Origin of the sequence: Streptomyces finlayi (assembly GCF_014216315.1) — a bacterium.
GTDB lineage: Bacteria > Actinomycetota > Actinomycetes > Streptomycetales > Streptomycetaceae > Streptomyces > Streptomyces finlayi_A.
Window position 1 is genome coordinate 6,603,855 of sequence record NZ_CP045702.1, and the last position, 21,567, is coordinate 6,625,421.

Annotated in this window: 19 protein-coding genes and 2 pseudogenes; 15 read left to right on the plus strand and 6 right to left on the minus strand. The window is 71.4% G+C overall.

Translation table 11 applies throughout. The features are described from left to right. The first annotated feature begins 349 nt into the window (after positions 1–349). From F0344_RS30265 to F0344_RS30275, 3 genes are all read left to right on the plus strand, one after another. Positions 350–1,441 carry a quaternary amine ABC transporter ATP-binding protein gene (locus F0344_RS30265; protein ID WP_185301796.1) on the plus strand — a complete coding sequence of 364 codons (1,092 nt, stop codon included), beginning with the start codon at positions 350–352 and terminating at the stop codon, positions 1,439–1,441. Continuing rightward, on the plus strand, positions 1,434–4,064 hold the full coding sequence (locus F0344_RS30270) for an ABC transporter permease/substrate binding protein (RefSeq protein WP_185301797.1): 2,631 nt from the start codon (positions 1,434–1,436) through the stop codon (positions 4,062–4,064). Before F0344_RS30265 ends, F0344_RS30270 begins: the two co-directional genes overlap by 8 nt. 177 nt (positions 4,065–4,241) lie before the next feature. After that, the gene (locus tag F0344_RS30275; RefSeq protein ID WP_185301798.1) at positions 4,242–4,787 is read left to right on the plus strand and encodes a helix-turn-helix domain-containing protein; all 546 of its coding nucleotides are present in this window, start codon (positions 4,242–4,244) and stop codon (positions 4,785–4,787) included. A gap of 21 nt (positions 4,788–4,808) precedes the next feature. Here the strand turns inward: F0344_RS30275 and F0344_RS30280 are convergent, their stop codons facing one another. Beyond that, the gene (locus tag F0344_RS30280; RefSeq protein ID WP_185301799.1) at positions 4,809–5,963 is read right to left on the minus strand and encodes a TDT family transporter; all 1,155 of its coding nucleotides are present in this window, start codon (positions 5,961–5,963) and stop codon (positions 4,809–4,811) included. A gap of 70 nt (positions 5,964–6,033) precedes the next feature. On the opposite strand from F0344_RS30280, the gene F0344_RS30285 reads away from it, so the two are divergent. Then, complete coding sequence (locus tag F0344_RS30285) at positions 6,034–6,981, plus strand: LysR family transcriptional regulator (protein ID WP_185301800.1); 948 nt, start codon at positions 6,034–6,036, stop codon at positions 6,979–6,981. A gap of 6 nt (positions 6,982–6,987) precedes the next feature. Here F0344_RS30285 and F0344_RS30290 read toward each other — a convergent pair whose 3' ends face one another. After that, on the minus strand, positions 6,988–7,779 hold the full coding sequence (locus F0344_RS30290) for a gamma-glutamyl-gamma-aminobutyrate hydrolase family protein (protein WP_185301801.1): 792 nt from the start codon (positions 7,777–7,779) through the stop codon (positions 6,988–6,990). A gap of 102 nt (positions 7,780–7,881) precedes the next feature. After that, a complete protein-coding gene (locus F0344_RS30295; RefSeq protein WP_185301802.1) occupies positions 7,882–8,619 on the minus strand; it encodes a FadR/GntR family transcriptional regulator in 738 nt (245 codons plus the stop codon). A gap of 74 nt (positions 8,620–8,693) precedes the next feature. Here F0344_RS30295 and F0344_RS30300 point away from each other — a divergent pair, with 74 nt between their 5' ends. The 4 genes and pseudogenes from F0344_RS30300 to F0344_RS30315 form a co-directional block, all read left to right on the plus strand. Further along, positions 8,694–10,055: a glutamine synthetase family protein gene (locus tag F0344_RS30300; RefSeq protein WP_185301803.1), complete on the plus strand. Its 1,362-nt coding sequence runs from the start codon at positions 8,694–8,696 to the stop codon at positions 10,053–10,055. Position 10,056: 1 nt separating this feature from the next. Beyond that, positions 10,057–11,412 carry an aldehyde dehydrogenase family protein gene (locus F0344_RS30305; protein WP_185301804.1) on the plus strand — a complete coding sequence of 452 codons (1,356 nt, stop codon included), beginning with the start codon at positions 10,057–10,059 and terminating at the stop codon, positions 11,410–11,412. 5 nt (positions 11,413–11,417) lie between these two features. Next, on the plus strand, positions 11,418–12,203 hold the full coding sequence (locus F0344_RS30310; protein ID WP_185301805.1) for a 3-oxoacyl-ACP reductase: 786 nt from the start codon (positions 11,418–11,420) through the stop codon (positions 12,201–12,203). Positions 12,204–12,243: 40 nt separating this feature from the next. After that, positions 12,244–12,546, plus strand: a pseudogene (locus tag F0344_RS30315) (DUF2510 domain-containing protein); the annotation flags it as partial. A gap of 21 nt (positions 12,547–12,567) precedes the next feature. On the opposite strand, the gene F0344_RS30320 reads toward F0344_RS30315, so the two are convergent. Continuing rightward, positions 12,568–13,770 (minus strand): amino acid deaminase/aldolase, encoded by a 1,203-nt coding sequence (locus F0344_RS30320; protein WP_185301806.1) that lies wholly within the window; start codon positions 13,768–13,770, stop codon positions 12,568–12,570. A 562-nt stretch (positions 13,771–14,332) separates the two neighbouring features. On the opposite strand from F0344_RS30320, the gene F0344_RS30325 reads away from it, so the two are divergent. Both F0344_RS30325 and mycP read left to right on the plus strand, forming a co-directional pair. After that, positions 14,333–15,229, plus strand: a complete 897-nt coding sequence (locus tag F0344_RS30325) for a hypothetical protein (protein ID WP_185301807.1) — start codon at positions 14,333–14,335, stop codon at positions 15,227–15,229. Then, positions 15,226–16,428, plus strand: a complete 1,203-nt coding sequence (gene mycP, locus F0344_RS30330) for a type VII secretion-associated serine protease mycosin (RefSeq protein ID WP_185301808.1) — start codon at positions 15,226–15,228, stop codon at positions 16,426–16,428. Before F0344_RS30325 ends, mycP begins: the two co-directional genes overlap by 4 nt. On the opposite strand, the pseudogene F0344_RS30335 reads toward mycP, so the two are convergent. Further along, positions 16,412–17,301 (minus strand): annotated as a pseudogene (locus F0344_RS30335) (serine hydrolase). The gene mycP and the pseudogene F0344_RS30335 overlap by 17 nt on opposite strands. Before the next feature lie 44 nt (positions 17,302–17,345). On the opposite strand from F0344_RS30335, the gene F0344_RS30340 reads away from it, so the two are divergent. After that, positions 17,346–18,074, plus strand: coding sequence for an SseB family protein (locus F0344_RS30340; protein ID WP_185301809.1), 729 nt, complete (start codon positions 17,346–17,348; stop codon positions 18,072–18,074). Positions 18,075–18,333: 259 nt separating this feature from the next. Here the strand turns inward: F0344_RS30340 and F0344_RS30345 are convergent, their stop codons facing one another. Next, positions 18,334–18,696 carry a DUF1844 domain-containing protein gene (locus tag F0344_RS30345; RefSeq protein WP_185301810.1) on the minus strand — a complete coding sequence of 121 codons (363 nt, stop codon included), beginning with the start codon at positions 18,694–18,696 and terminating at the stop codon, positions 18,334–18,336. 366 nt (positions 18,697–19,062) lie between these two features. Here F0344_RS30345 and infC point away from each other — a divergent pair, with 366 nt between their 5' ends. The 4 genes from infC (at position 19,063) to F0344_RS30365 (ending at position 21,538) form a co-directional block, all read left to right on the plus strand. Further along, complete coding sequence (infC, locus tag F0344_RS30350; RefSeq protein ID WP_185301811.1) at positions 19,063–19,770, plus strand: translation initiation factor IF-3; 708 nt, start codon at positions 19,063–19,065, stop codon at positions 19,768–19,770. A gap of 124 nt (positions 19,771–19,894) precedes the next feature. Further along, positions 19,895–20,089 (plus strand): 50S ribosomal protein L35, encoded by a 195-nt coding sequence (gene rpmI, locus F0344_RS30355; protein ID WP_185301812.1) that lies wholly within the window; start codon positions 19,895–19,897, stop codon positions 20,087–20,089. 106 nt (positions 20,090–20,195) lie between these two features. Further along, positions 20,196–20,579 carry a 50S ribosomal protein L20 gene (rplT, locus tag F0344_RS30360; protein WP_185301813.1) on the plus strand — a complete coding sequence of 128 codons (384 nt, stop codon included), beginning with the start codon at positions 20,196–20,198 and terminating at the stop codon, positions 20,577–20,579. 116 nt (positions 20,580–20,695) lie between these two features. Then, complete coding sequence (locus F0344_RS30365; protein WP_185301814.1) at positions 20,696–21,538, plus strand: TrmH family RNA methyltransferase; 843 nt, start codon at positions 20,696–20,698, stop codon at positions 21,536–21,538. Positions 21,539–21,567 lie beyond the last annotated feature (29 nt).

Genomic DNA, 21,567 nt, shown 5'->3' on the forward strand with positions numbered 1-21,567 from the left:
TGCCGCACACCACTGACAGGGATGCCGCACGCCACTGACGTGGAAGCCGCACGCCACTGCTGTGGAAGCCGCGCGCCGCTGACAGGGATGCCGCACCGGCGGCGTGCGCGGTGAACCCGTGCCGTGCGCGGTCTCCGGCCGGTGCTGTGAGGTTCCCGTGTGAACCGGGGTCAAAAGTGAACTGGGTCACTCTCGTGTTTGGGTTGCGTAAGTGGGGGCAGGCGCGCCACCGGAGCGGACCACGTCGCATTTTCAACCAGTGCGCGTGCAGTGCGGACCGAATCCGCACCGCTCCACGGTCTGCCGGCGGGGGTGGCAGACCGTTTTCGGTTCGACGCGTGAGGTGTATGTGTCAAGGCTGCAAGCTGAGCACCTGTACAAGGTATTCGGCAGACGACCCGATCAAGCCGTGCGGAAACTCGAAAGCGGCACCGACCGCGAGGAGCTGCGCGCCGACGGAACGACCGCAGCGGTGATCGACGCGTCGTTCACCGTGGAACCGGGCCAGATCTTTGTCGTGATGGGTCTGTCCGGGTCCGGCAAGTCCACGTTGCTGCGGATGCTCAACGGACTGCTCGACCCCACAGCCGGACGTGTGCTCTTCGACGGTCAGGACCTGACCGCCCTGAGCCCCCGAGAGCTGCGCAAGGTCCGCTCCTCCAAGATCAGCATGGTTTTCCAGCACTTCGCGCTCTTCCCGCACAGGAGCGTCCTGGACAACGCCGCGTACGGCCTCGCAGTGCAGGGTGTGCCGCGCGCCGAGCGTGAGAAGCGCGCCGCCGAGGCGCTGGAGATGACCGGCCTCGCCGGCTGGGAGAAGTCCTGGCCCGACGAGCTGTCCGGCGGAATGCAGCAGCGCGTCGGCCTGGCCCGCGCGCTCGCCACTGACGCGGACCTGCTCCTGATGGACGAGTCCTTCAGCGCGCTGGACCCGCTGATCCGCCGCGAGATGCAGAGCCAGCTCCTCGAACTGCAGAAGCGGCTCAAGAAGACCATCGTCTTCATCACCCACGACCTCAACGAGGCCATGCGCCTAGGTGACCGGATCGCCGTGATGCGTGACGGGAAGATCGTCCAGCAGGGCACCGCCGAGGACATCCTCGTCCGCCCGGCCAACGACTACGTCGCCTCCTTCATCCAGGACGTCGACCGCTCGCGCGTGCTCACCGCGGGTTCGATCATGGAGCAGCCCGAGAAGGGCCGCTCCGACGAGGAACTGCTGGCCGAGGCGCCCGCGACGGTGTCGGCGGAGACACCGATCGCCGAACTCTTCACCCCCTGCTCCACCAGTGGCGTCGCTGTCGCAGTCACCGACGCGCAGGGCGACGTCATCGGCGTCGTACCCCGCAACCGGCTCCTCGCCGCCCTCGGCGAGGAACCACGAATCGAGACGGTGCTCCCCGCCCCGCGCGACGTCAAGAAGGTGACCGCCGGTGCCTAGGTTCACCTTTGGCAAATGGGTCGAGAACGCGGTCGAGTGGCTGCAGTCGAACCTCACCTGGATCTTCGACGCCGTCAAGGCCGTGCTCGGTGGCATGTACGACGGCGTCAACGCCGTGCTCAGCGGCGGTGAACCGCTGCTCATGGCGGGGATCTTCGCCGTACTCGCCTTCTGGCTGCGCGGTGTGGTCCCGGCGGTAGCCACCTTCGTGGGCTTCGCCCTGATCGACTCCCTCGCACTCTGGGGCGAGGCGATGGCGACCCTGTCGCTGGTCTTCGTGGCAGCGGTCATCACCATCGTGATCGCCGTTCCCATGGGTATCTGGGCCGCGCGCGACAACAAGGTCAGCGCCACGCTGCGACCGGTGCTCGACGTCATGCAGACGATGCCGGCCTTCGTCTACCTGATCCCCGGCGTCATGTTCTTCGGCGTCGGCGTCACCCCCGGTGTCATCGCCACCATCGTGTTCGCGATGCCGCCCGGCGTACGCATGACCGAACTCGGCATCCGTCAGGTGGACAGCGAACTGGTCGAGGCCGCCGAGGCGTTCGGCACCTCCCCCAAGGACACCCTGACCCGGGTGCAGCTGCCGCTCGCGCTGCCGACGATCATGGCCGGCATCAACCAGGTCATCATGCTGTCGCTGTCGATGGTCGTCATCGGCGGTATGGCCGGAGCCGGCGGTCTCGGCGAGAAGGTGTACGCCGCGATCACCCAGCTCCAGGTCGGCCTGGCCGCCGAGAGCGGTATCGCCGTCGTCATCCTCGCGATGTACCTGGACCGGATGACCGGGGCGCTCAACGAGCGGGTCTCCCCGCTCGGCCGCCGGGCAGCAGCCAAGGCCGCGGCCGCCGCGCGCCGCCTCAAGTTCACGCACTACAAGCCGGGCACCGCGGTCGCGATGGTCGGCGTGGTCGTCCTGGCGCTGATCGCGGGCGGCCTGAACATCGCGGGCGGCGACAAGGACAAGAGCACGCAGGCCGACGGTACGGACGTCGGTCAGGGCCAGAAGATCAACCTGGGGTACATCCCCTGGGACGAGGGCATCGCCTCCACCTTCCTCTGGAAGGAACTCCTGGAGCAGCGCGGCTACACCACGGACATCAAGCAGCTCGACGCCGGTCCGCTCTACTCGGGTGTCGCCCGCGGTGACATCGACTTCCAGACGGACTCCTGGCTGCCGACCACGCACAAGGACTACTGGGACAAGTACAGCGACAAGCTGGACGATCTCGGTTCCTGGTACGGGCCGACCTCGCTGGAGCTGACGGTTCCCTCGTACGTGAAGGGCATCGACTCGCTCGATGACCTCAAGGGCCAGGGCAAGAAGTTCAACGGCAAGATCATCGGTATCGAGTCCAGCGCCGGGATGATGGGCACGCTGAACGAGAAGGTCCTCAAGGAGTACGGGCTGGAGGGGGAGTACGAGGTCGTCTCCTCCAGTACCTCCTCGATGCTGGCCGAGCTGAACGCCTCCATCAAGAAGAAGGAGCCCGTCGTGGTGACCCTGTGGTCGCCGCACTGGGCCTACGGCAAGCACGACCTGAAGAAGCTCAAGGACCCCAAGGGTGCCTGGGGCAAGGGCGAGGAAGTCCACACCGTCGCGCACAAGGGCTTCGCCGAGAAGGCTCCCGTCGTCGCCGACTGGCTGAAGGAGTTCAAGCTCACCGAGGAGCAGCTCACCAGCCTGGAGAACGAGATCCAGGCGGCCGGCCAGACCAAGGAGCAGGACGGCGTCCGGGCCTGGCTGAAGAAGAACCCGGGGCTCGTCGACAAGCTCGCCCCGCTGCCGGCCGGTGCCGGTGGCCCGGCGCAGGGCAAGGACGCGGGCAAGACCGTGAACATGGGCTACTTCCCCTGGGACGAGGCCATCGCCAGCACGTACCTCTGGCAGAACGTGCTGGAGGACCGGGGGTACAGGACGACCGTCAAGCAGCTCGACCCGGGTCCGCTGTACACCGGTCTTGCGCAGGGGCAGATGGACGTCCAGTTCGACTCCTGGCTGCCGACCACGCACAAGGACTACTGGGACCGCTACAAGGACGACCTCACCGATCTCGGTTCCTGGTACGGGCCGACCTCGCTGGAGCTGACGGTTCCCTCGTACGTGAAGGGCATCGACTCGCTCGATGACCTCAAGGGCCAGGGCAAGAAGTTCAACGGCAAGATCATCGGTATCGAGTCCAGCGCCGGGATGATGGGCACGCTGAACGAGAAGGTCCTCAAGGAGTACGGGCTGGAGGGGGAGTACGAGGTCGTCTCCTCCAGTACCTCCTCGATGCTGGCCGAGCTCGACCGGTCGATCAAGAAGAAGGAGCCCGTCGTGGTGACCCTGTGGTCGCCGCACTGGGCCTACGGCAAGCACGACCTGAAGAAGCTCAAGGACCCCAAGGGTGCCTGGGGCAAGGGCGAGCAGATCCACACCGTCGCCAAGAAGGACTTCCCCGAGGACTTCCCGGAGCTGACCGGCTGGCTGAAGGACTTCGAGCTCACCGAGGCGCAGCTGGCCTCGCTCGAGGTGGAGATCCAGAAGGGCGGTGCGGGCAAGGAGAAGGAGTCCGCCCGCCGCTGGATGGACGCCAACCCGGACGTGATCGACAAGATGGCGCCCGTCGGCAGCTGATTCACCCCGCAGTACACCGAAAGGGACGGCCCCGGTATCGCACCGGGGCCGTCCCTTTCGGTGTACTGCCGGTCACTCCCCGGTAGGTTTCCCATCATCGGCTTCGGAGCCATACCCCGAACGACATGCGTAGGGTGCTCGCAGCCGCGAGGATGGCAAGGCGGGAGGGAGCCGGACATGGACGACAAGGACACACCGCGGGTAGGTGCCGCGGTCCGACGACGGCGCAGGAGCCTCGGGCTCACGCTGTCCGTGGTCGCCGTGCGCAGTGGGCTGTCCGTGCCCTTTCTCAGTCAGATCGAGAACGAACGGGCCCGCCCGAGCGCCAAGTCCCTGGACCGCGTCGCGGAAGCGCTGGAGACCACGACCGTCCGGCTGCGGGCGGCCGCCGACTCGGCGCGCGCCGTCGACGTCGTACGGGCGGGGGAGGGCGAGGGGGTACGCAGAGTGGTGCGCGGGCGCCATCAGCTCAGCGCCCTGGAGTTCACCGGCGAGACGGACCTCGGGCGCGAGTTCCAGCACCGCAACGACGAGGTGATGTACGTCGTGGAAGGCGCCGCCGAGGTGGAGGCCGAGGGGCAGGCGTACCGGCTGGACCGCGGCGACACGCTGTTCCTCTCCGGCGGCGTACGGCACCGCTGGCGCGCGACCGTCCCCGGCACCCGGCTGCTGGTAGTCGCGGTGGCGGAACACATCGACGCCACCTTCGACTCGCGCCGCTGAAGGGGGCGGCCCGCCGCTTCCTCAGACGGCGGGGACCGTCACCGGCAGGGACGCCCGCGGGGCCACCAGCAGCGTTCCGCCCGCCAGCCCGCGCAGCGTCTTCGCCGCGGCCACCGCCCAGGCCGCCACGAGGAACACGTACAGAGCGACGGCCAGCCAGCCGAAGGCCGCCAGCCCGGTGTGCCCGGCCAGTCCGGCGGCGCCGGTGACACACGTGCCGACCGGGAAGGTGAAGCCCCACCAGGTCATCGTGAACGTCATCCCGCGCCGCGCCGCCCGTACGGCCATGGCGCCCGCCAGCGCCAGCCACAGCAGCGCGAACCCCGTCACGGGTACCCCGTACAGCACGGCGAACGCGGCGAAGGCGGAAGCGTACGGGGCGCCGACCGCCCCCGGCGCCGCGTCTGCCAGCTGATTCACGGCGGTCGTCGACTGCCCCAGCGGACCGAGCACCAGGAAGAGCGTGGGCGTCAGGGCCAGGGGCAGCGGCCCGTGGTGCACCAGCCGGCCGAAGACCAGCGGCAGCACCACCAGCGTCGACAGCAGCGACAGCCCGAACATCGCGTAGCAGGCCAGCAGCAGCGCCTCACGCCACTGCCCGGCAGGCAGCTCGGGCACCAGCAGCGGACCGAGCGCGGCGGAGACCATGGGCGCCACCAGCGGCAGCAGCCAGACCGGCGACGCCGTGCCGGGGGCCGGGCGGTGGCGTACGACCAGCAGATACGGGATCACGACCGCCGCCGCGAGACCGGTGACCGTGCCGAGGGCGAACAGCACCGCGTCCACGGCGACCGCGGCCCCGTGCCCGATCACATCCCTGCCCACCACCATCGTGGCCCCGCCGACCGCGAGCAGCGCCATGGAGAGGCAGCCGTAGAAGGGGGCGACCGCCGGGTCCATGAGGTGGGCGCGCGCCTGGTCGCGGTGCAGCAGCCAGTGGCCCGCGCGGGCCACGAGGACGACGGCCAGCAGGGCCGCCGAGAGCGCCCACACGACGGTGCAGGCCGCCCGCAGCCAGCCGGGATCCCCGGGCAGGGCCACGCCCGCGCTCGCCACGATCGCGGTGCCCATGACCGGCGCGTACCAGTTGGGCCCGACGTACCGCAGGGCCGGCACCCGCAGGGCGGCCGGGCGGTACGTACGGGTGGGCGACTGGGTCCGCAGATAGATGGCCATGACACGATTCTGTGGACGTACCAGGTCCCCCACCAGTGAGTTCGACCCTATGAGGTCATAAGCTGACTTTATGCCTGCCTCTCGGTCCAGTGATCAGCACGAGCCCCGGCCCGCACTCCTGTCCCACCGGGTTCCCGACCTGGGCGCACTGGAGCTCCTCATCGCCGTCGCCCGGCACGGCAGCCTCGGCCGGGCGGCACGCGATGTCGGGATCACCCAGCCCGCCGCTTCCAGCCGCGTCCGCTCGATGGAGCGCCAGCTCGGTGTCGCCCTGCTGGACCGCTCGCCCCGCGGGTCCCGGCTGACCGACGCCGGGGCGCTCGTCACGGACTGGGCCCGCCGCATCGTCGAAGCGGCGGAGGCCTTCGACGCGGGCGCGCAGGCGCTGCGCGACCGGCGTGACTCCCGGCTGCGGGTCGCGGCCAGCATGACCATCGCCGAGTACCTGCTGCCGGGCTGGCTGATCGCGCTGCGCGCCGAACGGCCCGGTACGGCCGTGTCGCTGCTCGCCGGGAACTCCGCAGCGGTCGCTCAGCGCCTGCTCGGCGGCGAGGCCGATCTGGGGTTCGTGGAGGGCCTCTCGATACCGGAAGGCCTCGACGGCACGGTCATCGCGCACGACCGGCTCGTCGTCGTGGTCGCCCCCAGCCACGCCTGGGCCCGCCGCCGCACACCCCTGGCTCCCGCGGAACTGGCCGCGACCCCGCTGATCCTGCGCGAGTACGGCTCCGGCACCCGCCAGGTCCTGGACGCCGCACTCGCCGTACACGGCGGCCTTGCCCGGCCGCTCCTGGAACTCTCCTCGACCACGGCGGTGAAGGGCGCGGCGGAAAGCGGTGCCGGCCCCTGCGTCCTGAGCGAACTCGCGCTCGGCGAGGAACTGTCGGCCCGCCGCCTCGTCAAGATCCCCATCGCGGGCGTACGGCTGCGACGCCAGCTCCGCGCGGTCTGGCCCACCGGCCACCGCCCGACGGGCCCGGCCCGCGACCTGCTCTCGCTGACGGGCCGGGAGCCGTAGGCCGTCTCAGCCGCGGAGGGCACCGCCCGCGTCGGCGGCGGTGTCCTCCGACGCGGGAGCCGACGCGGGAGCCGACGCGGGAGCCGGTGCCGGTGCCGGTGCCGTACGGGCCGAGGACGCGGCCACCAGCGCGTGCATGATCCGCCGGTCCGTGCCCATCTCCGGATGCCACTGCACCCCGAGGACCCACGCGTCGCCCGGAAGTTCGACCGCCTCGACCGTGCCATCGTCCGCGTACGCGGACACGACGAGACCCGGAGCCGGCCGGTCCACCGCCTGGTGGTGGTACGTGGGCACCGCCGACTCCTGCGGCACGACCGACGCGTAACGGGTCCCAGGCACGGGCCTCACCCTGTGCTCGCCGAGCACGCCCGCCGTCCCGGGCGGTCCGGTGTGTCCGTCGATGTGCTGGGTCAGTGTGCCGCCCAGCACCACGTTCAGCAGCTGCATCCCGCGGCAGATCCCGAGCACCGGGATACCTGACTCCAGCGCCGCCAGCAGCAGGGCGCTCTCCCAGGCGTCGCGTTCCGCGGCGCCCGGACCGGTCCGGGCGTCGCGCTCCGCGCCGTACAGCCCTGGTTCGACATCCGCGCCGCCCGCGATGACCAGGCCGTCCAGCCGGGCCACGGCGGCCGCGGCCCTCGCGGGCGCATCCGGCGGGAGCAGGGCGGCCAGGGCGCCGCAGCTCTGGACCAGCCGCGGATAGCCGACGGGGAGCAGCACGGCGGGCAGCTCCCAGACGCCCCAGCGGGCGACGGGCTCCAGATAGGTCGTGACGCCGATGAGAGGTTCGGACATGACGCGGTCCCTCCGGCCGGCCGACTGCCAGGCAGGCCCAGCTCAATGGTTTTCAACCATACCTTTACGTGGAGAGGCCTCGCGCGCAAGGAGCCGGCGCCGTCAGGCCAGAAATCCCCGGAGCAGTGCCGCGGTGCCCGCGCAGTGCTCACGCATCAGTGCCCGCGCAGCCTCCTCGTCCCGGTCGAGCACGGCTTCGACGAGCGCCGCGTGCTGATGCTGCGCGTGTTCCAGGTTGCGGACGAGCAGGGGTATGCAGTCCAGCAGGTCGTTCACGGTGGCCCGGACGGCGGCGTACTGCGCGGCGAGCGAGGGGGAGCCTGAGAGTCCGGCGAGCGTCAGGTGCAGGAGGGTGTCGTGTCGGCGGTAGTCGGGCAGAGGTGCTTCGTGTGTCGCCGCGAGAGCCCCGCGCAGCCGCTCCGATTCCTCGTCGTCGAGTCCGCGCGAGGCGCACAGTCCAGCCGCCCCGGACTCCAGCACCTCGCGGAAGCGCAGTACGTCCTCGATGTCGACCGCCCGCACCCGGCGGCGCAGCTCGTCCTCGCCCGCCGCGCCGGTGCGGGGCAGTACGAACGTACCTCCGTACCTCCCGCGCCGGCTCTCCAGCAGACCCTGGTCCTGAAGGACCTTCAGCACCTCGCGCAGGGTCACGCGGCTGATCCCCATCAGTTCGGCCAGCTCGCGCTCCGCGGGAAGCCGCTCGCCGCCCGGCACCAGACCGAGCCTGACCACCTGGAGGATCTGCTCCAGTGCCTCCTCGAAGCCGTTGCCCGCGCGGACCGGTCGCAGCGCGGATGTCAGCCGGTCGATGGATCCGATTCCGCCGGTCTGCTCGGCCACGGCCCGATCCCCTTCCCATTAATGGTTCATTCCCATACCTTAAACCTTCCGGCTGACCCAAGGAGGAGCATCCCGTGGCAGACCGAACACCCCCGCTGGGGACCGGGGAACTGCGCGCCCTCGTCACGAGCGGAGAGATCGACACCGTCGTCCTCGCCTTCCCCGACATGCAGGGCAGGCTGCAGGGCAAACGGTTCGCCGCCACGTTCTTCCTGGAAGAGGTCATCGAGCACGGCACCGAGGGCTGCAACTACCTGCTCGCCGTCGACACCGACATGAACACCGTCGACGGATACGCCATGTCCTCCTGGGACAACGGGTACGGCGACTTCGCCCTGCGCCCCGACCTCACCACACTGCGCAGAACCCCCTGGAACGAGGGCACGGCCATGGTCATGGCCGACCTCGCCTGGGAGGACGGCTCGCCCGTCGTGGCGGCACCCCGTCAGATCCTCCGCCGCCAGTTGGAACGCCTCGCCGCACACGGGCTCACCGCCCACGTCGGCACCGAACTCGAGTTCATCGTCTTCAAGGACACCTACGAGCAGGCGTGGGACCGCAACTACCGCGACCTGACGCCGGTCAACCAGTACAACGTCGACTACTCCGTCCTCGGAACCGGCCGCATCGAGCCCCTCCTGCGCCGTATCCGCAACGACATGACGGCCGCGGGCCTGGTCGTCGAGTCCGCCAAGGGTGAGTGCAACCCCGGGCAGCACGAGATCGTCTTCCGTTACGACGAGGCCCTGGTCACCTGCGACCAGCACGCCGTCTACAAGACCGGCTCCAAGGAGATCGCCGCCCAGGAGGGCGTCGCGCTCACTTTCATGGCCAAGTTCAACGAGCGCGAGGGCAACTCCTGCCACATCCACCTCTCCCTCCAGGACGCCGACGGCCGGAGCGTCATGGCGGGCGAGGACGGGGCCATGTCCCCGCGCATGCGCCGCTTCCTGGCCGGGCAGCTCGACGCCCTGCGCGCGTTCTCCCTCCTCTACGCGCCCAACATCAACTCCTACAAGCGCTTCCAGCCGGGTTCCTTCGCCCCGACCGCCGTCGCCTGGGGCCACGACAACCGCACCTGCTCCCTGCGCGTCGTCGGGCACGGCCGTTCGATGCGGTTCGAGAACAGGCTGCCCGGCGGCGACGTCAACCCCTACCTCGCCGTGGCCGCGATGGTCGCCGCCGGGCTGCACGGCATCGAGCGGAAACTCGAACTCCCCGACGCCTGCGACGGCAACGCCTACACGGGCGACTACGAGCACGTCCCCACCACACTCCGCGAAGCCGCCGGGCTCTGGGGGGACAGCGAAGCGGCCCGTACCGCCTTCGGCGACGAGGTCGTCGAGCACTACCGCAACATGGCCCGCGTCGAACTGGAGGCCTTCGACGCCGCCGTCACCGACTGGGAACTCCGCAGGTCGTTCGAAAGGCTCTAGCGTGCACCAGATCCTCAACCCGGCGACCGAAGAGGTCATCGCCACCGTCCCCGCGACCAGCCGGATCCAGGTCGACGAGGCGGTCGTACGGGCCACTCGGGCCCAGCGCGGATGGGCGGCCGCGGCCCCCGCCGACCGCGCACGGCTGCTGCGGCGGTTCGCCGCCGTCGTGGACGCGCACATCGAGGAACTGGCCGGTCTCGAGGTCCGCGAGGCCGGACACACCCTCGGCAACGCCCGCTGGGAGGCGGGTAACGTCCGCGACCTGCTCGACTACGCGGCCGGGGGAGTGGAGCGCCTCACCGGCCGCCAGATCCCGGTCGCGGGCGGCCTCGACATCACCTTCCTCGAACCCCTCGGCGTCATCGGGGTGATCGCCCCCTGGAACTTCCCGATGCCGATCGCCGCGTGGGGTACCGCCCCCGCTCTCGCCGCGGGCAACGCCGTCCTCCTCAAGCCCGCCGAGACCACCCCGCTCACCGCCCTGCGACTGGCCGGACTCGCCCTGGAGGCCGGCCTTCCCGAGCACCTGTTCCAGGTGCTCCCCGGCGCGGGAGACATCACGGGAGCCGCCCTGGTCGAGCACCCCGGCATCGCCAAGATCGTGTTCACCGGTTCCACCCGCGTCGGCAGACAGATCATGGCGAGCTGCGCCGGCCAGGTGAAGCGGGTCACCCTGGAACTGGGCGGCAAGAGCCCCAACATCGTCTTCGCCGACGCGGACGTCGAAGCGGCTGCCGCGACCGCCCCCATGTCCTTCCTCGACAACGCGGGCCAGGACTGCTGCGCCCGCACCCGCATCCTCGTCCAGCGCGAGGTGTACGACCGCTTCCTCGCCCTGCTCGCCCCCGCCGTCCAGTCGGTCGTGGTCGGCGACCCGGCGGACGGGAGGACCCAGATGGGCCCGCTGATCTCCAGGGCGCAGCTGGACCGCGTACGGTCCCACGTCCCAGACGACGCACCGGCCGTCCGGGGCAGCGCGCCCACGGGTCCCGGGTTCTGGTTCCCGCCGACCGTCCTCACGGACGCCGCCCCCGACTCGCCCGCCGCGACGGAGGAGATCTTCGGCCCGGTAGCCGTGGTCCTGCCCTTCGACGACGAGGACCACGCGGTCCGTCTCGCCAACGCCACCGAGTACGGACTGTCCGGTTCGATCTGGACCCGGGACGTCGGCCGCGCGCTGCGCGTCTCGCAGGCGGTACGGGCGGGCAACCTCTCCGTCAACTCGCACTCCAGCGTGCGCTACTCGACCCCCTTCGGCGGCTACGGGAAGTCCGGTCTGGGCCGCGAACTCGGCCCCGACGCCCTGGCGGCATTCACCGAGACCAAGAACGTCTTCATCAACACGGAGGCCTGAACGCCATGACCGACACCACCCCTCAGTGCCGCCGTCTGGTTGGCCGCACCGCCGTCATCACCGGTGCCGGTAGTGGCATCGGACGCGCCACGGCCCGCAGACTGGCCTCCGAGGGCGCGCACGTAGTCTGCGGCGACATCGACGAAGCGGCGGGCAGGGCAGCGGCCGAGGAGGCCGGCGGCCTGTTCGTACGCGTCGACGTCACCGACCCCGAACAGGTGGAGGCGCTCTTCGCGGCCGCGTACGACACCTACGGCTCGGTGGACGTCGCCTTCAACAACGCCGGCATCTCCCCGCCCGATGACGACTCCATTCTCACCACGGGCCTGGAGGCCTGGAAGCGCGTCCAGGACGTCAACCTCACCTCCGTCTACCTCTGCTGCAAGGCCGCCCTCCCCTACATGCGCAGCCAGGGCCGGGGCTCGATCATCAACACCGCTTCCTTCGTGGCCAGGATGGGTGCGGCGACCAGCCAGATCTCGTACACCGCCTCCAAGGGCGGCGTCCTGGCCATGTCGCGCGAGCTCGGCGTGCAGTTCGCCCGCGAAGGCATCCGGGTCAACGCGCTGTGCCCGGGTCCGGTGAACACCCCGCTGCTCCAGGAGCTGTTCGCCGCGGACCCGGACCGGGCAGCGCGCCGGCTCGTCCACATCCCCGTCGGCCGGTTCGCCGAGGCGACCGAGATCGCGGCGGCCGTCGCCTTCCTGGCGAGCGACGACTCCTCGTTCGTCAACGCCACCGACTTCCTCGTCGACGGCGGGATCTCCGGCGCCTACGTGACCCCGGTCTAGGCCCTGGCCCGGGGGGCCTGCCGGCCCCGGAGCCCAACCTCGCCGCGTCAACGGCGGCATCACCTCCCGCGAGGAGCTCGCCTCCACCACCCGTCACGGTGGCCGGGCGCACCGGCCTTCTGGTGCGCCGGCGGGTCACCACGGGCGGGGCCCCTGCGGCTACGTGCAGTCCCTCGTCTTCCCCTCGGCCGTGGGGAGCGAGACGCCGGTCATCGTGCGCTTCGCATTCGACGCGGGCCAGGACGATCTGCCGGTCTCCCTCATGGACACCATCACCAACGGCATCCGTCCGGTCGGCGACAGTGCGACGGGCGGGGGAGTGGGCAGCTCGATCGCTCCCTGAGCCCTTGGGGCGCGGGCCCGGTCAGAGGAAGGTCAGGCCCTCACCGCGGTACGTCGGCACGGTCGCGGTGATCCGGTCGCCCTCGATCAGCTGGAGCTCGTCGAAGCGCTCGCACAGCTCACCGGCCTTCGCGTGCCGGAACCACACCTTGTCACCGATCAGCAGATCGTCGGCGGGGGAACCGAGCAGCGGGGTCTGCACCTCGCCCGGACCCTCCTGCGGGTCGTAGCGCAGACCTTCCGGCAGATACGGAACGGGCAGCCGGTCGGGGCCCGCGGCCCCGGACGCCGGATAGCCTCCACCGAGCACCGTCACCACGCCCACACCGGGCCGCCGGACCACCGGCTGCGCGAACAGGGCCGCCGGACGGCCGGTGAACGACGTGTAGTTGTCGAACAGCCGCGGTACGTAGAGACCCGACCCGGCCGCGATCTCCGTCACCGCGGACTCGGCGGCCGTGTGCTGGACGCTGCCGGTGCCGCCGCCGTTCACGAACTCCAGGTCCGGCGTGACCGCGCGCACCGCCCGCACCACCTCGGCCCGCCGCGCCGCCAGCTCCTTGCGGGCCGCGGTCTGCATCAGCCGCACCGCCCGTGACCGCAGCGGACGCCCGGCGACCAGATCACCGACACCGGCGACATGGCCCTCGTACGCCATCAGCCCCACCAGCCGGAACCCCGGCCTGCGGGCCACCGAGCGGGCCAGCTCCGCCAGTTGGGCGGCCGAGCGCAGGGGCGAACGCAGCGCCCCGATCCTGACCCGGCCGCCGAGCAGCCGCAGTGAGGTGTCGAGCTCCAGACAGACCCGGATCTCCTCCCGCCCGCCTGCCCGAGCGGCGTCGATCAGCTCCAGCTGGGACGGGTCGTCGACCATGACGGTCACCGCCCCGGCGAGCTTGGGATCTCCTGCCAGCTCGGCGAACGCGGCCCGGTCGGCCGACGGATAGGCCAGCAGTACGTCCTCGAAACCGGCCCGCGCCAGCCACAGGGACTCCGCCAGGGTGAAGGACATGATCCCGGCGAACCCGGGACGCGCGAGCACCCGCTCCAGCAGGGCCCGGCAGCGCACCGACTTGCTCGCCACCCGGACCGGTTTGCCCGCGGCCCGGCTCACCAGGTCGTCCGCGTTGGCGTCGAACGCCTCCAGATCGACCACGGCGATGGGGGCGTCGAGATGGGCGGTGGCCCGGTTGTAGCGGGTCCGGTCAGCGGCGCGGGCAGTCATGGCCGCAGCTTGCCAGACACCCGTACCGCTGGGTAGGGGATGATCGGGGCAGATCCCCCGAGCCATGGCGTCCGTTTCCCAACAGGCCGCCGCCAACCCGTAGAGTGACCGTCACGCGCTGACCAACGGGCCCGCCCGTGCGGGTGGTCCGCGGGCGGTACGAGGACGCGAACCAGGGGGCCGGATGAGTACCGAGGCGCAACGCGCTCCCGTGCCACCCCGCCCCACCACTCCGCCCCCTCCGGCAGCGGCCCGCCACGAGGCGCCGGAGCCCCCCGGACCCCGGAACCCGCCCGCGCGGCAGGAACCGCCCACCCCGGCACCGCGGCAGCCCCCCGCGACCGCACCGCCGCCGCCCACCGTGCCGAACCGGCCTCCTGACCGGCCCTCCCCTGATCGGCCCACGCCTGCCGAGACGACCGCGCGGCTGCGGCCGGTGCCTACGGCCGGACCGGCTCCCGGACGGGCTCCCGGACCGGGAACAGGCCCCGGAGCCGGGCCGCGTCCCGGCACGTCCGCCGGCCCGCCGCCCCCCGTCACCCGGCGCAGGCCCGTAGGCGCCGTGGACCTCTCGGCAGCGCCGGGTACGGCCCCGGCGCCCGGCCCGTATCCGTACCCGTACGCGAACTCCTACGCACCGCCCCGGTACTCCTTCCCCGAGACACCCGTCGAGACGACCACGCGGCTGCGTCCCGTCCGCACGCGCCACCCCGCGCGGACCCTGGGCGCCGCCGTCTGTGTCGTGCTCGGACTCGGCCTGATCGGCGGCGCGGTCACCGGGACCTGGCTGACCGGGAACTCCTCCGCCGACCCCGGAGCCCGTACCGCGTACAGCGAGGGCCGCACCGCCTGGCACAGCGTGCCCGTCGGCACCCTCTTCCCCGCCACCCTCAAGGGCGACGGCGCGGGCCCCGGGGCCACGGACCGGGTCTGGACCCGTCTCGCAGTCGCCCCGGACAGCAACTGCGCCAAGGGCCTCGACCCGCTGCTCGTCAAGACCCTGCGCCCCGTCGGCTGCGCACGCATGGTGCGGGCCACCTACACCGACGCGACCCACAGCAGCGTCGTCACCGTCGGGATGGTCTTCACGGAGGCGGACTCCAAGGGGATGCGCGCCCTGCGCGCCCGGTTCACCGGTCGGCGCCTCGACGCGCGGGCCGACCTGCTGCCCCGTACCTACGCCCCCGTGGGCACCGTCGCCGCCGGGTTCGGCGACCGGCAGCGTGCCAGCTGGACCGTGAACGTGCTGAGCGAGGTACCCGTCGTCGTCTTCGCCGTCTCCGGCTTCGCCGACGGACGCCCCGTCACCGCACCTCAGCCCGCCGCCGAGGCCATGGCCGCGGGTGCGACGACGGCCGTCGCCCAGGCCGGGCTCGGCCACGAGGCGAAGGGTGTCGCGGACCGCGTGGAGCGCGGACTGCGCAAGACCGTCACCGCGCTCACGGAGCAGCCCGAATGAGCCGCCGACGCCCGCCCGGACGCCGCCGCCGGGCCCTCGCGGCGGTCTGCGCCGCGACCGCGTTCACCCTGGTTCCCGCCGCGCCCGCCCACGCCGACGGCATCCGCGACCAGCAGTGGGGGCTCGCGGCGCTCCATACCGACCGGGCCTGGCAGACGACCAGGGGCGAGGGCATCAAGGTCGCCGTCCTGGACACGGGGGTCGACGCCACCCACCCCGACCTCGCGGGCCAGGTACTGCCCGGCAAGGACCTGATCGGCTTCGGAGCCGAGCGCGGCGACCGGGCCTGGGCCCTGCACGGCACCGCGATGGCCGGGATCATCGCGGGCCGGGGGAACGGACCCGGCCGCAGCGACGGCGTCCTCGGCATCGCGCCCGGAGCCAAGATCCTGCCCGGCCGGGTGATCCTTGAGTCCAACGACAAGTCCCGTGCCAAGGCCCGCCGATCGCGCGGCACGGCCCTCGCGGAAGGCATCCGCTGGGCCACCGACCAGGGGGCGGACGTCATCAACCTCTCCCTCGGCGACGACAGCGAATCCGCTCACCCCGACCCCAGTGAGGACGCGGCCGTCCAGTACGCCCTGGCCAAGGGCGTCTCCGTCGTCGCGTCGGCCGGCAACAGCGGCGAGAAGGGCGACCGCATCTCGTACCCGGCCGCGTACCCCGGGGTGATCGCGGTCGCGGCCGTCGACAAGTACGGCACGCACGCGGCCTTCTCCACCCGCCGCTGGTACGCCACCGTCAGCGCCCCGGGCGTAGACGTCGTCGTCGCCAACCCCGACCGCCACTACTACATCGAGTGGGGCACCTCCGCGGCCTCCGCGTTCGTCTCCGGAGCCGTCGCCCTGGTCCGCGCCGCCCACCCGGACCTGAACCCCGCCCAGATCAAGAAGCTCCTCGCGGACACCGCCCGCAACTCCCCGCCGGAGGGCCGTGACGACGCCCGGGGCTACGGGCTCGTGGACCCGGCCGCCGCGATCGAGGCAGGCTCCCGTACCCGTACGGCCGGGAGCCCCGGTTCCGCCGCGACCGGATACGCCAAGCAGTTCTTCGGCCCGGGCCCCGCGCCCCGTGAGAAGGACGACGCCCCGGTGGACTGGGCGGCCCCGACCGCCGGTGGACTCGGCGCCGTGCTGCTGGCCCTGGCCGTCGTCCTGTGGCGGTCCAGGGAGGGCCGGGGCCCTACGACGCGTCGCTGACCCCGGCGGCGCCGACGACCGCCCCGACCGCCGCCCGGGCCACCGACTCGACGAGTGCGATGCCCCCCTCCTTCGTGGCGTGCCCGGCGGAGAGCACGGCGACCAGACAGCTGCGGCCGCCGGAGACGACCCGGCCGATGCTGTTGATGTCCCACAGCCCCGTGGTGGTCCGCGGCATCCAGCCGTTCTTCAGCGACCAGGCCGTGCCGGCCGCCGACACCCCCCACTGCTGGTCCGCGTCCACCCGACCCATCAGCTCCCGCACGTACTCCCGTGAATCCGCCGACATCACGGAGTCCGCGACCCGGCCGAAGACCGCCCGGAGAAGGCGCACCTGGTCCCGGGCCGTCGTCTGCGTCAGCCCCCACGCCCCGGCGGCGGTCGTCGAGGTCAGTCCGAGCCGGGCGTTGGCCGCGTCGAGCCCTTCCGCACCGCCGATCACCCGCCACAGCCGGGTCGCCGACGCGTTGTCGCTGCGCCGGATCATCGCCTCCGCGTATCCGTGCTCGGCGCCGCTCAGCGCACGCCCCTCGTCCTGCGCCTTGAGCAGCAGGGCGGCCAGGACATCGACCTTGACGATGCTGGCGGTGTCGTACCCGGCATCGCCCCCGTACGCCGCGACCGCACCGCTGTCACTGTCCAGCACGGCCACCGACACGGCCGCATCGCCGATCACCGGCGCCACCGCCCCGGCCAGCTCCGCGTCGAGATCCACCTCGGCCTCCTCGCTCGTCGCCGCCCCGGCCGGCGGGCTCGCAGCGGACGATACGGACGCGAGAGCGCCGGGCACACGATCCGCCGGCCGACCCACCAGGAAGGCGCCCCGGCGGCCGAACCGGCGAGCAGCACCAGGACCGGCGGCGCCCTGTGCATGACCTGTCGCCGGGACGGGAAGGCCGACCGACTACGCTCGTCCCGTGGCGCTCAAGAACATTCCGGACCCCGGTTTCTCCGACGACGACGGCACGGCCGCTCCCGAGCTGACCGCGGCTCTCGCCGCCTGGTCGCGGGACCGCAAGGCTGTCGGCCCGGTCCTCGAGGCGCTGCTCGGCGCCCGGCTGCTCGTCCCTGTCGTCGCCGTGCTCGGCGAGGTGGAGGAGGACGAGAACGGGCTGCGCCGGGAGAAGACGAGCGACATGGCGGTCCCCACGCTCCAGGCCGGTGACCGTCGCGCCCTGCCCGCCTTCACCTCGACTGCGTCGCTGGCCCTCTGGGACCCGCAAGCCCGCCCCGTCGCCGTCCCCCTGCACCAGGCGCTCCAGGCCGCCGCGCACGAGAACGCGGACACGGTGGTGCTCGACCTCGCGGGCCCGGTCGCCTTCGAGCTGACCGGCTCCGCGCTGCGTGCCCTCGCCGAGAACCGTGCCAGCGCCGATCCGCTCGACGACCCGGCCGTCGTGGCAGCGGTGCGGGCTGTCGTCGCCGCCGAACCCGCGGTGGTCCGCGCCCGCCTCGGCCCCGGTCCCGCCGACGGCATCGTCGCGGTGGTCCTCGCCCCGGACGCCGTTCCCGCGGAGGCCGCGCAGCGGCTGGCCCGTGCGCTGGCGGCCAGCGAGGCGCTGCGGGCCGGACTGGTGCGCGGGCTCGACCTGGCCCTGTTGCCGGCCGACGCGGACGCCCCCGGCGAACCCCTGTTCACCCGCTGATCGTCCCGGCAGCGCACGACGCGAGCCCGCGGCCTGTCACAGGCCGCGGGCTCGCGTCATAGGGAGGATCGGGCGGGAGGCGGGACGGCCACGCGGACTAGGGTCTTTCGTTTGGATCATGCCGGGCTCGCGGGGGCCGGTGCGCGCATCTGCGGCGTTGTCGTGCATCACCAACGCTCCGCGTCGCCTCGATCCTCCGCCTTGCAGCTGCACGCACCGGCCCCCGCTCCCTGATCCGGCCTGATCGAAACGAAAGACCCTAGCCGTAGACCGGTCCGGTGTACTTCTCGCCGGGGCCCTGGCCAGGCTCGTCCGGGACGAGGGACGCCTCGCGGAACGCCAGCTGGAGCGACTTCAGGCCGTCGCGCAGCGGGGACGCGTGGAAGGTGCTGATCTCGGTCGTGCTCGCGTCCAGCAGACCCGCCAGGGCGTGCACCAGCTTGCGGGCCTCGTCCAGGTCCTTGTGGTCGTCGCCGTCCTCGGTGAGGCCGAGCTTCACCGCGGCCGCGCTCATCAGGTTCACGGCGACTGTCACGATCACCTCGACCGCGGGGACCTCCGCGATATCGCGGGCCATGTCGTCGAAGCCGGGGGATTCACTGCGGGGGGTCGCGTCACTCATGTCCCACACGATAAGGCCATGCTCAGACGTCACCGACTGCGGGAGACGCTCCGCGCCCGGCCCCGGCCCGCGGCGTCCCATGGGTTCGCGGCACCCCGCCGGAGCTGCTAATCTTGGGTAACGACCGGCCGGACACGTATGTGCTCGGCCCACAAGTGGAGGCTCCGATCTCCCACCTGGCTGTCCTCAGGGACGGCGGGTCACCGGTCAGGCGGCGCCCATCGTTCCGTACGGACGATGGAGCTGCCCGATACGCCCCGCGGTTGACCGCGGCGGTGTTCCGGTATTTCCAGGAGCCCCGCCTGTGTCCCGTCCGGGGCGATTTTTACGTTCCCGACACGGTTGGTCTTTCGAAACACACGTTACGTGGCTGTCCGCCAGGCGGCCGCGTGGTGCTACTTAGGAGGATCCATCAGCGCCGAGCCCCGCATCAACGACCGGATTCGCGTTCCCGAGGTGCGACTTGTCGGTCCCAGCGGCGAGCAGGTTGGGATTGTTCCGCTTGCCAAGGCCCTGGAGCTCGCACAGGAGTATGACCTCGACCTGGTCGAGGTGGCGGCGACAGCCCGCCCTCCCGTGTGCAAGCTCATGGACTACGGGAAGTTCAAGTACGAGTCGGCCATGAAGGCCCGTGAGGCGCGCAAGAACCAGGCGCACACGGTCATCAAGGAAATGAAGCTCCGGCCGAAGATCGACCCGCACGACTATGACACCAAGAAGGGTCACGTCGTTCGGTTCCTCAAGCAGGGTGACAAGGTCAAGATCACGATCATGTTCCGTGGTCGTGAGCAGTCCCGCCCCGAGCTGGGCTTCCGACTGCTCCAGCGTCTCGCTTCGGACGTGGAGGACCTGGGCTTCATCGAGTCCAACCCGAAGCAGGACGGCCGGAACATGATCATGGTTCTGGGCCCGCACAAGAAGAAGACCGAAGCCATGGCCGAGGCCCGTGAGGCCCAGGCCGCCCGCAAGGCGGAGCGTCAGGGTTACGCCCATGACGCCGAGCCCGAGGGCGACGCAGCCGAGGCTCCGGCCGAAGCGGTCGAGGCCCAGGCCGAGACACCTTCCGAGGCGTGATCTCTGGGGGCCGCCATCCAGGCGCCCCCAGGTCCCCGCGGAACAACCCACCAAAGATCTGACGCCCTTGCAGTCCGGTGCCCAGCACCGTGAGGGGCGCCACTGACGAGGAGAGAACGGCGCGATGCCGAAGAACAAGACGCACAGCGGTGCCAGCAAGCGCTTCAAGATCACCGGCTCCGGCAAGGTGCTCCGCGAGAAGGCCGGCAAGCGCCACCTGCTCGAGCACAAGTCGTCCAAGAAGACCCGCTCGCTGTCCGGCACGGTCGTCGTGGCTCCGGCCGACGTCAAGAAGATCAAGAAGCTTCTCGGCAAGTGAGTCGCCGTCCCCGCTGATCCGGGGACGCGATCTCGATCCGACCGGGACCAATTCGTTTCCGGGCCGTGTGAGTTCTCACCGCGGCCCCGCTACAAGGAGTTAACACGTGGCACGCGTCAAGCGGGCAGTCAACGCCCACAAGAAGCGCCGGGCAATTCTCGAGGCGGCCAAGGGTTACCGCGGTCAGCGTTCGCGCCTGTATCGCAAGGCCAAGGAGCAGGTCACCCACTCCCTGGTCTACAACTTCAACGACCGCAAGAAGCGCAAGGGCGACTTCCGTCGGCTGTGGATCCAGCGCATCAACGCCGCTGCCCGCGAGAACGGCATGACGTACAACCGCCTCATCCAGGGTCTGAACGCCGCCAACATCGAGGTGGACCGCAAGATCCTGGCCGAGCTCGCGGTCAACGACCCCAACGCGTTCGCCGCGCTCGTCGAGGTGGCCCAGAAGGCCCTCCCGAGCGACGTCAACGCCCCGAAGGCCGCCTGACCCAGGCAGTCCTTCCAGGTTTCAGAGCCGGACCCGCAGGCGCCAGCCGTCTGCGGGTCCGGTGCGTTGCACCCCCGACCTCGTTCCTCCGTACGCAGAGAGGCTCGCCGCCGACCATGGGCATCCCCGAACTGATCTCCTCGCGGTCGCCGCGCGTCGCCGCCGCCCGACGGCTGGCCAGGCGCAACTTCCGCGGCAAGGAGCGCAGGTTCATCGCCGAGGGGCCGCAGGCCGTGCGCGAGGCCGCGGAGCACCGGGGCGGAGATGGTGAGCCGACACTGATCGAGCTCTTCGCCACCGTCGAGGCCGCCGAGCGGTACGCCGACATCATCGACGCCGCGCACGCCGCGGGCGCCCGGGTCCAGCTCGCCGACGGCGACGTACTCGCCGACGTGTCCCAGACCGTCACCCCGCAGGGCCTGATCGGCGTCTGCCGCTTCCTCGACTCGCCGTTCCAGGACATCCTCGCCGCGAAGCCGAAGCTCGTCGCCGTACTCGCCAACGTCCGGGACCCCGGGAACGCCGGTACGGTGCTGCGCTGCGCCGACGCGGCCGGAGCCGACGCCGTGGTCCTGACCGACGCGTCCGTGGACCTCTACAACCCGAAGTCGGTGCGCGCCTCGGTCGGTTCGCTGTTCCATCTGCCGGTCGCCGTGGGCGTACCCGTCGAGCAGGCGGTGCGCGGGCTGCGCGACGCGGGCGTGCGGATCCTCGCCGCGGACGGCGCGGGGGACGACGACCTCGACGACGAGCTGGACGCCGGCACCATGGGCGGGCCGACCGCCTGGGTCTTCGGGAACGAGGCCTGGGGGCTGCCCGAGGAGACCCGGGCCCTGGCCGACGCGGTGATCCGGGTACCGATCCACGGCAAGGCCGAGAGCCTCAACCTCGCGACGGCGGCGGCCGTATGCCTGTACGCCTCCGCCCGCGCCCAGCGCCCGCGCCGTACGGGCGGCTAGGACCTGTCGCCCGGGGATCGTCGCCCATT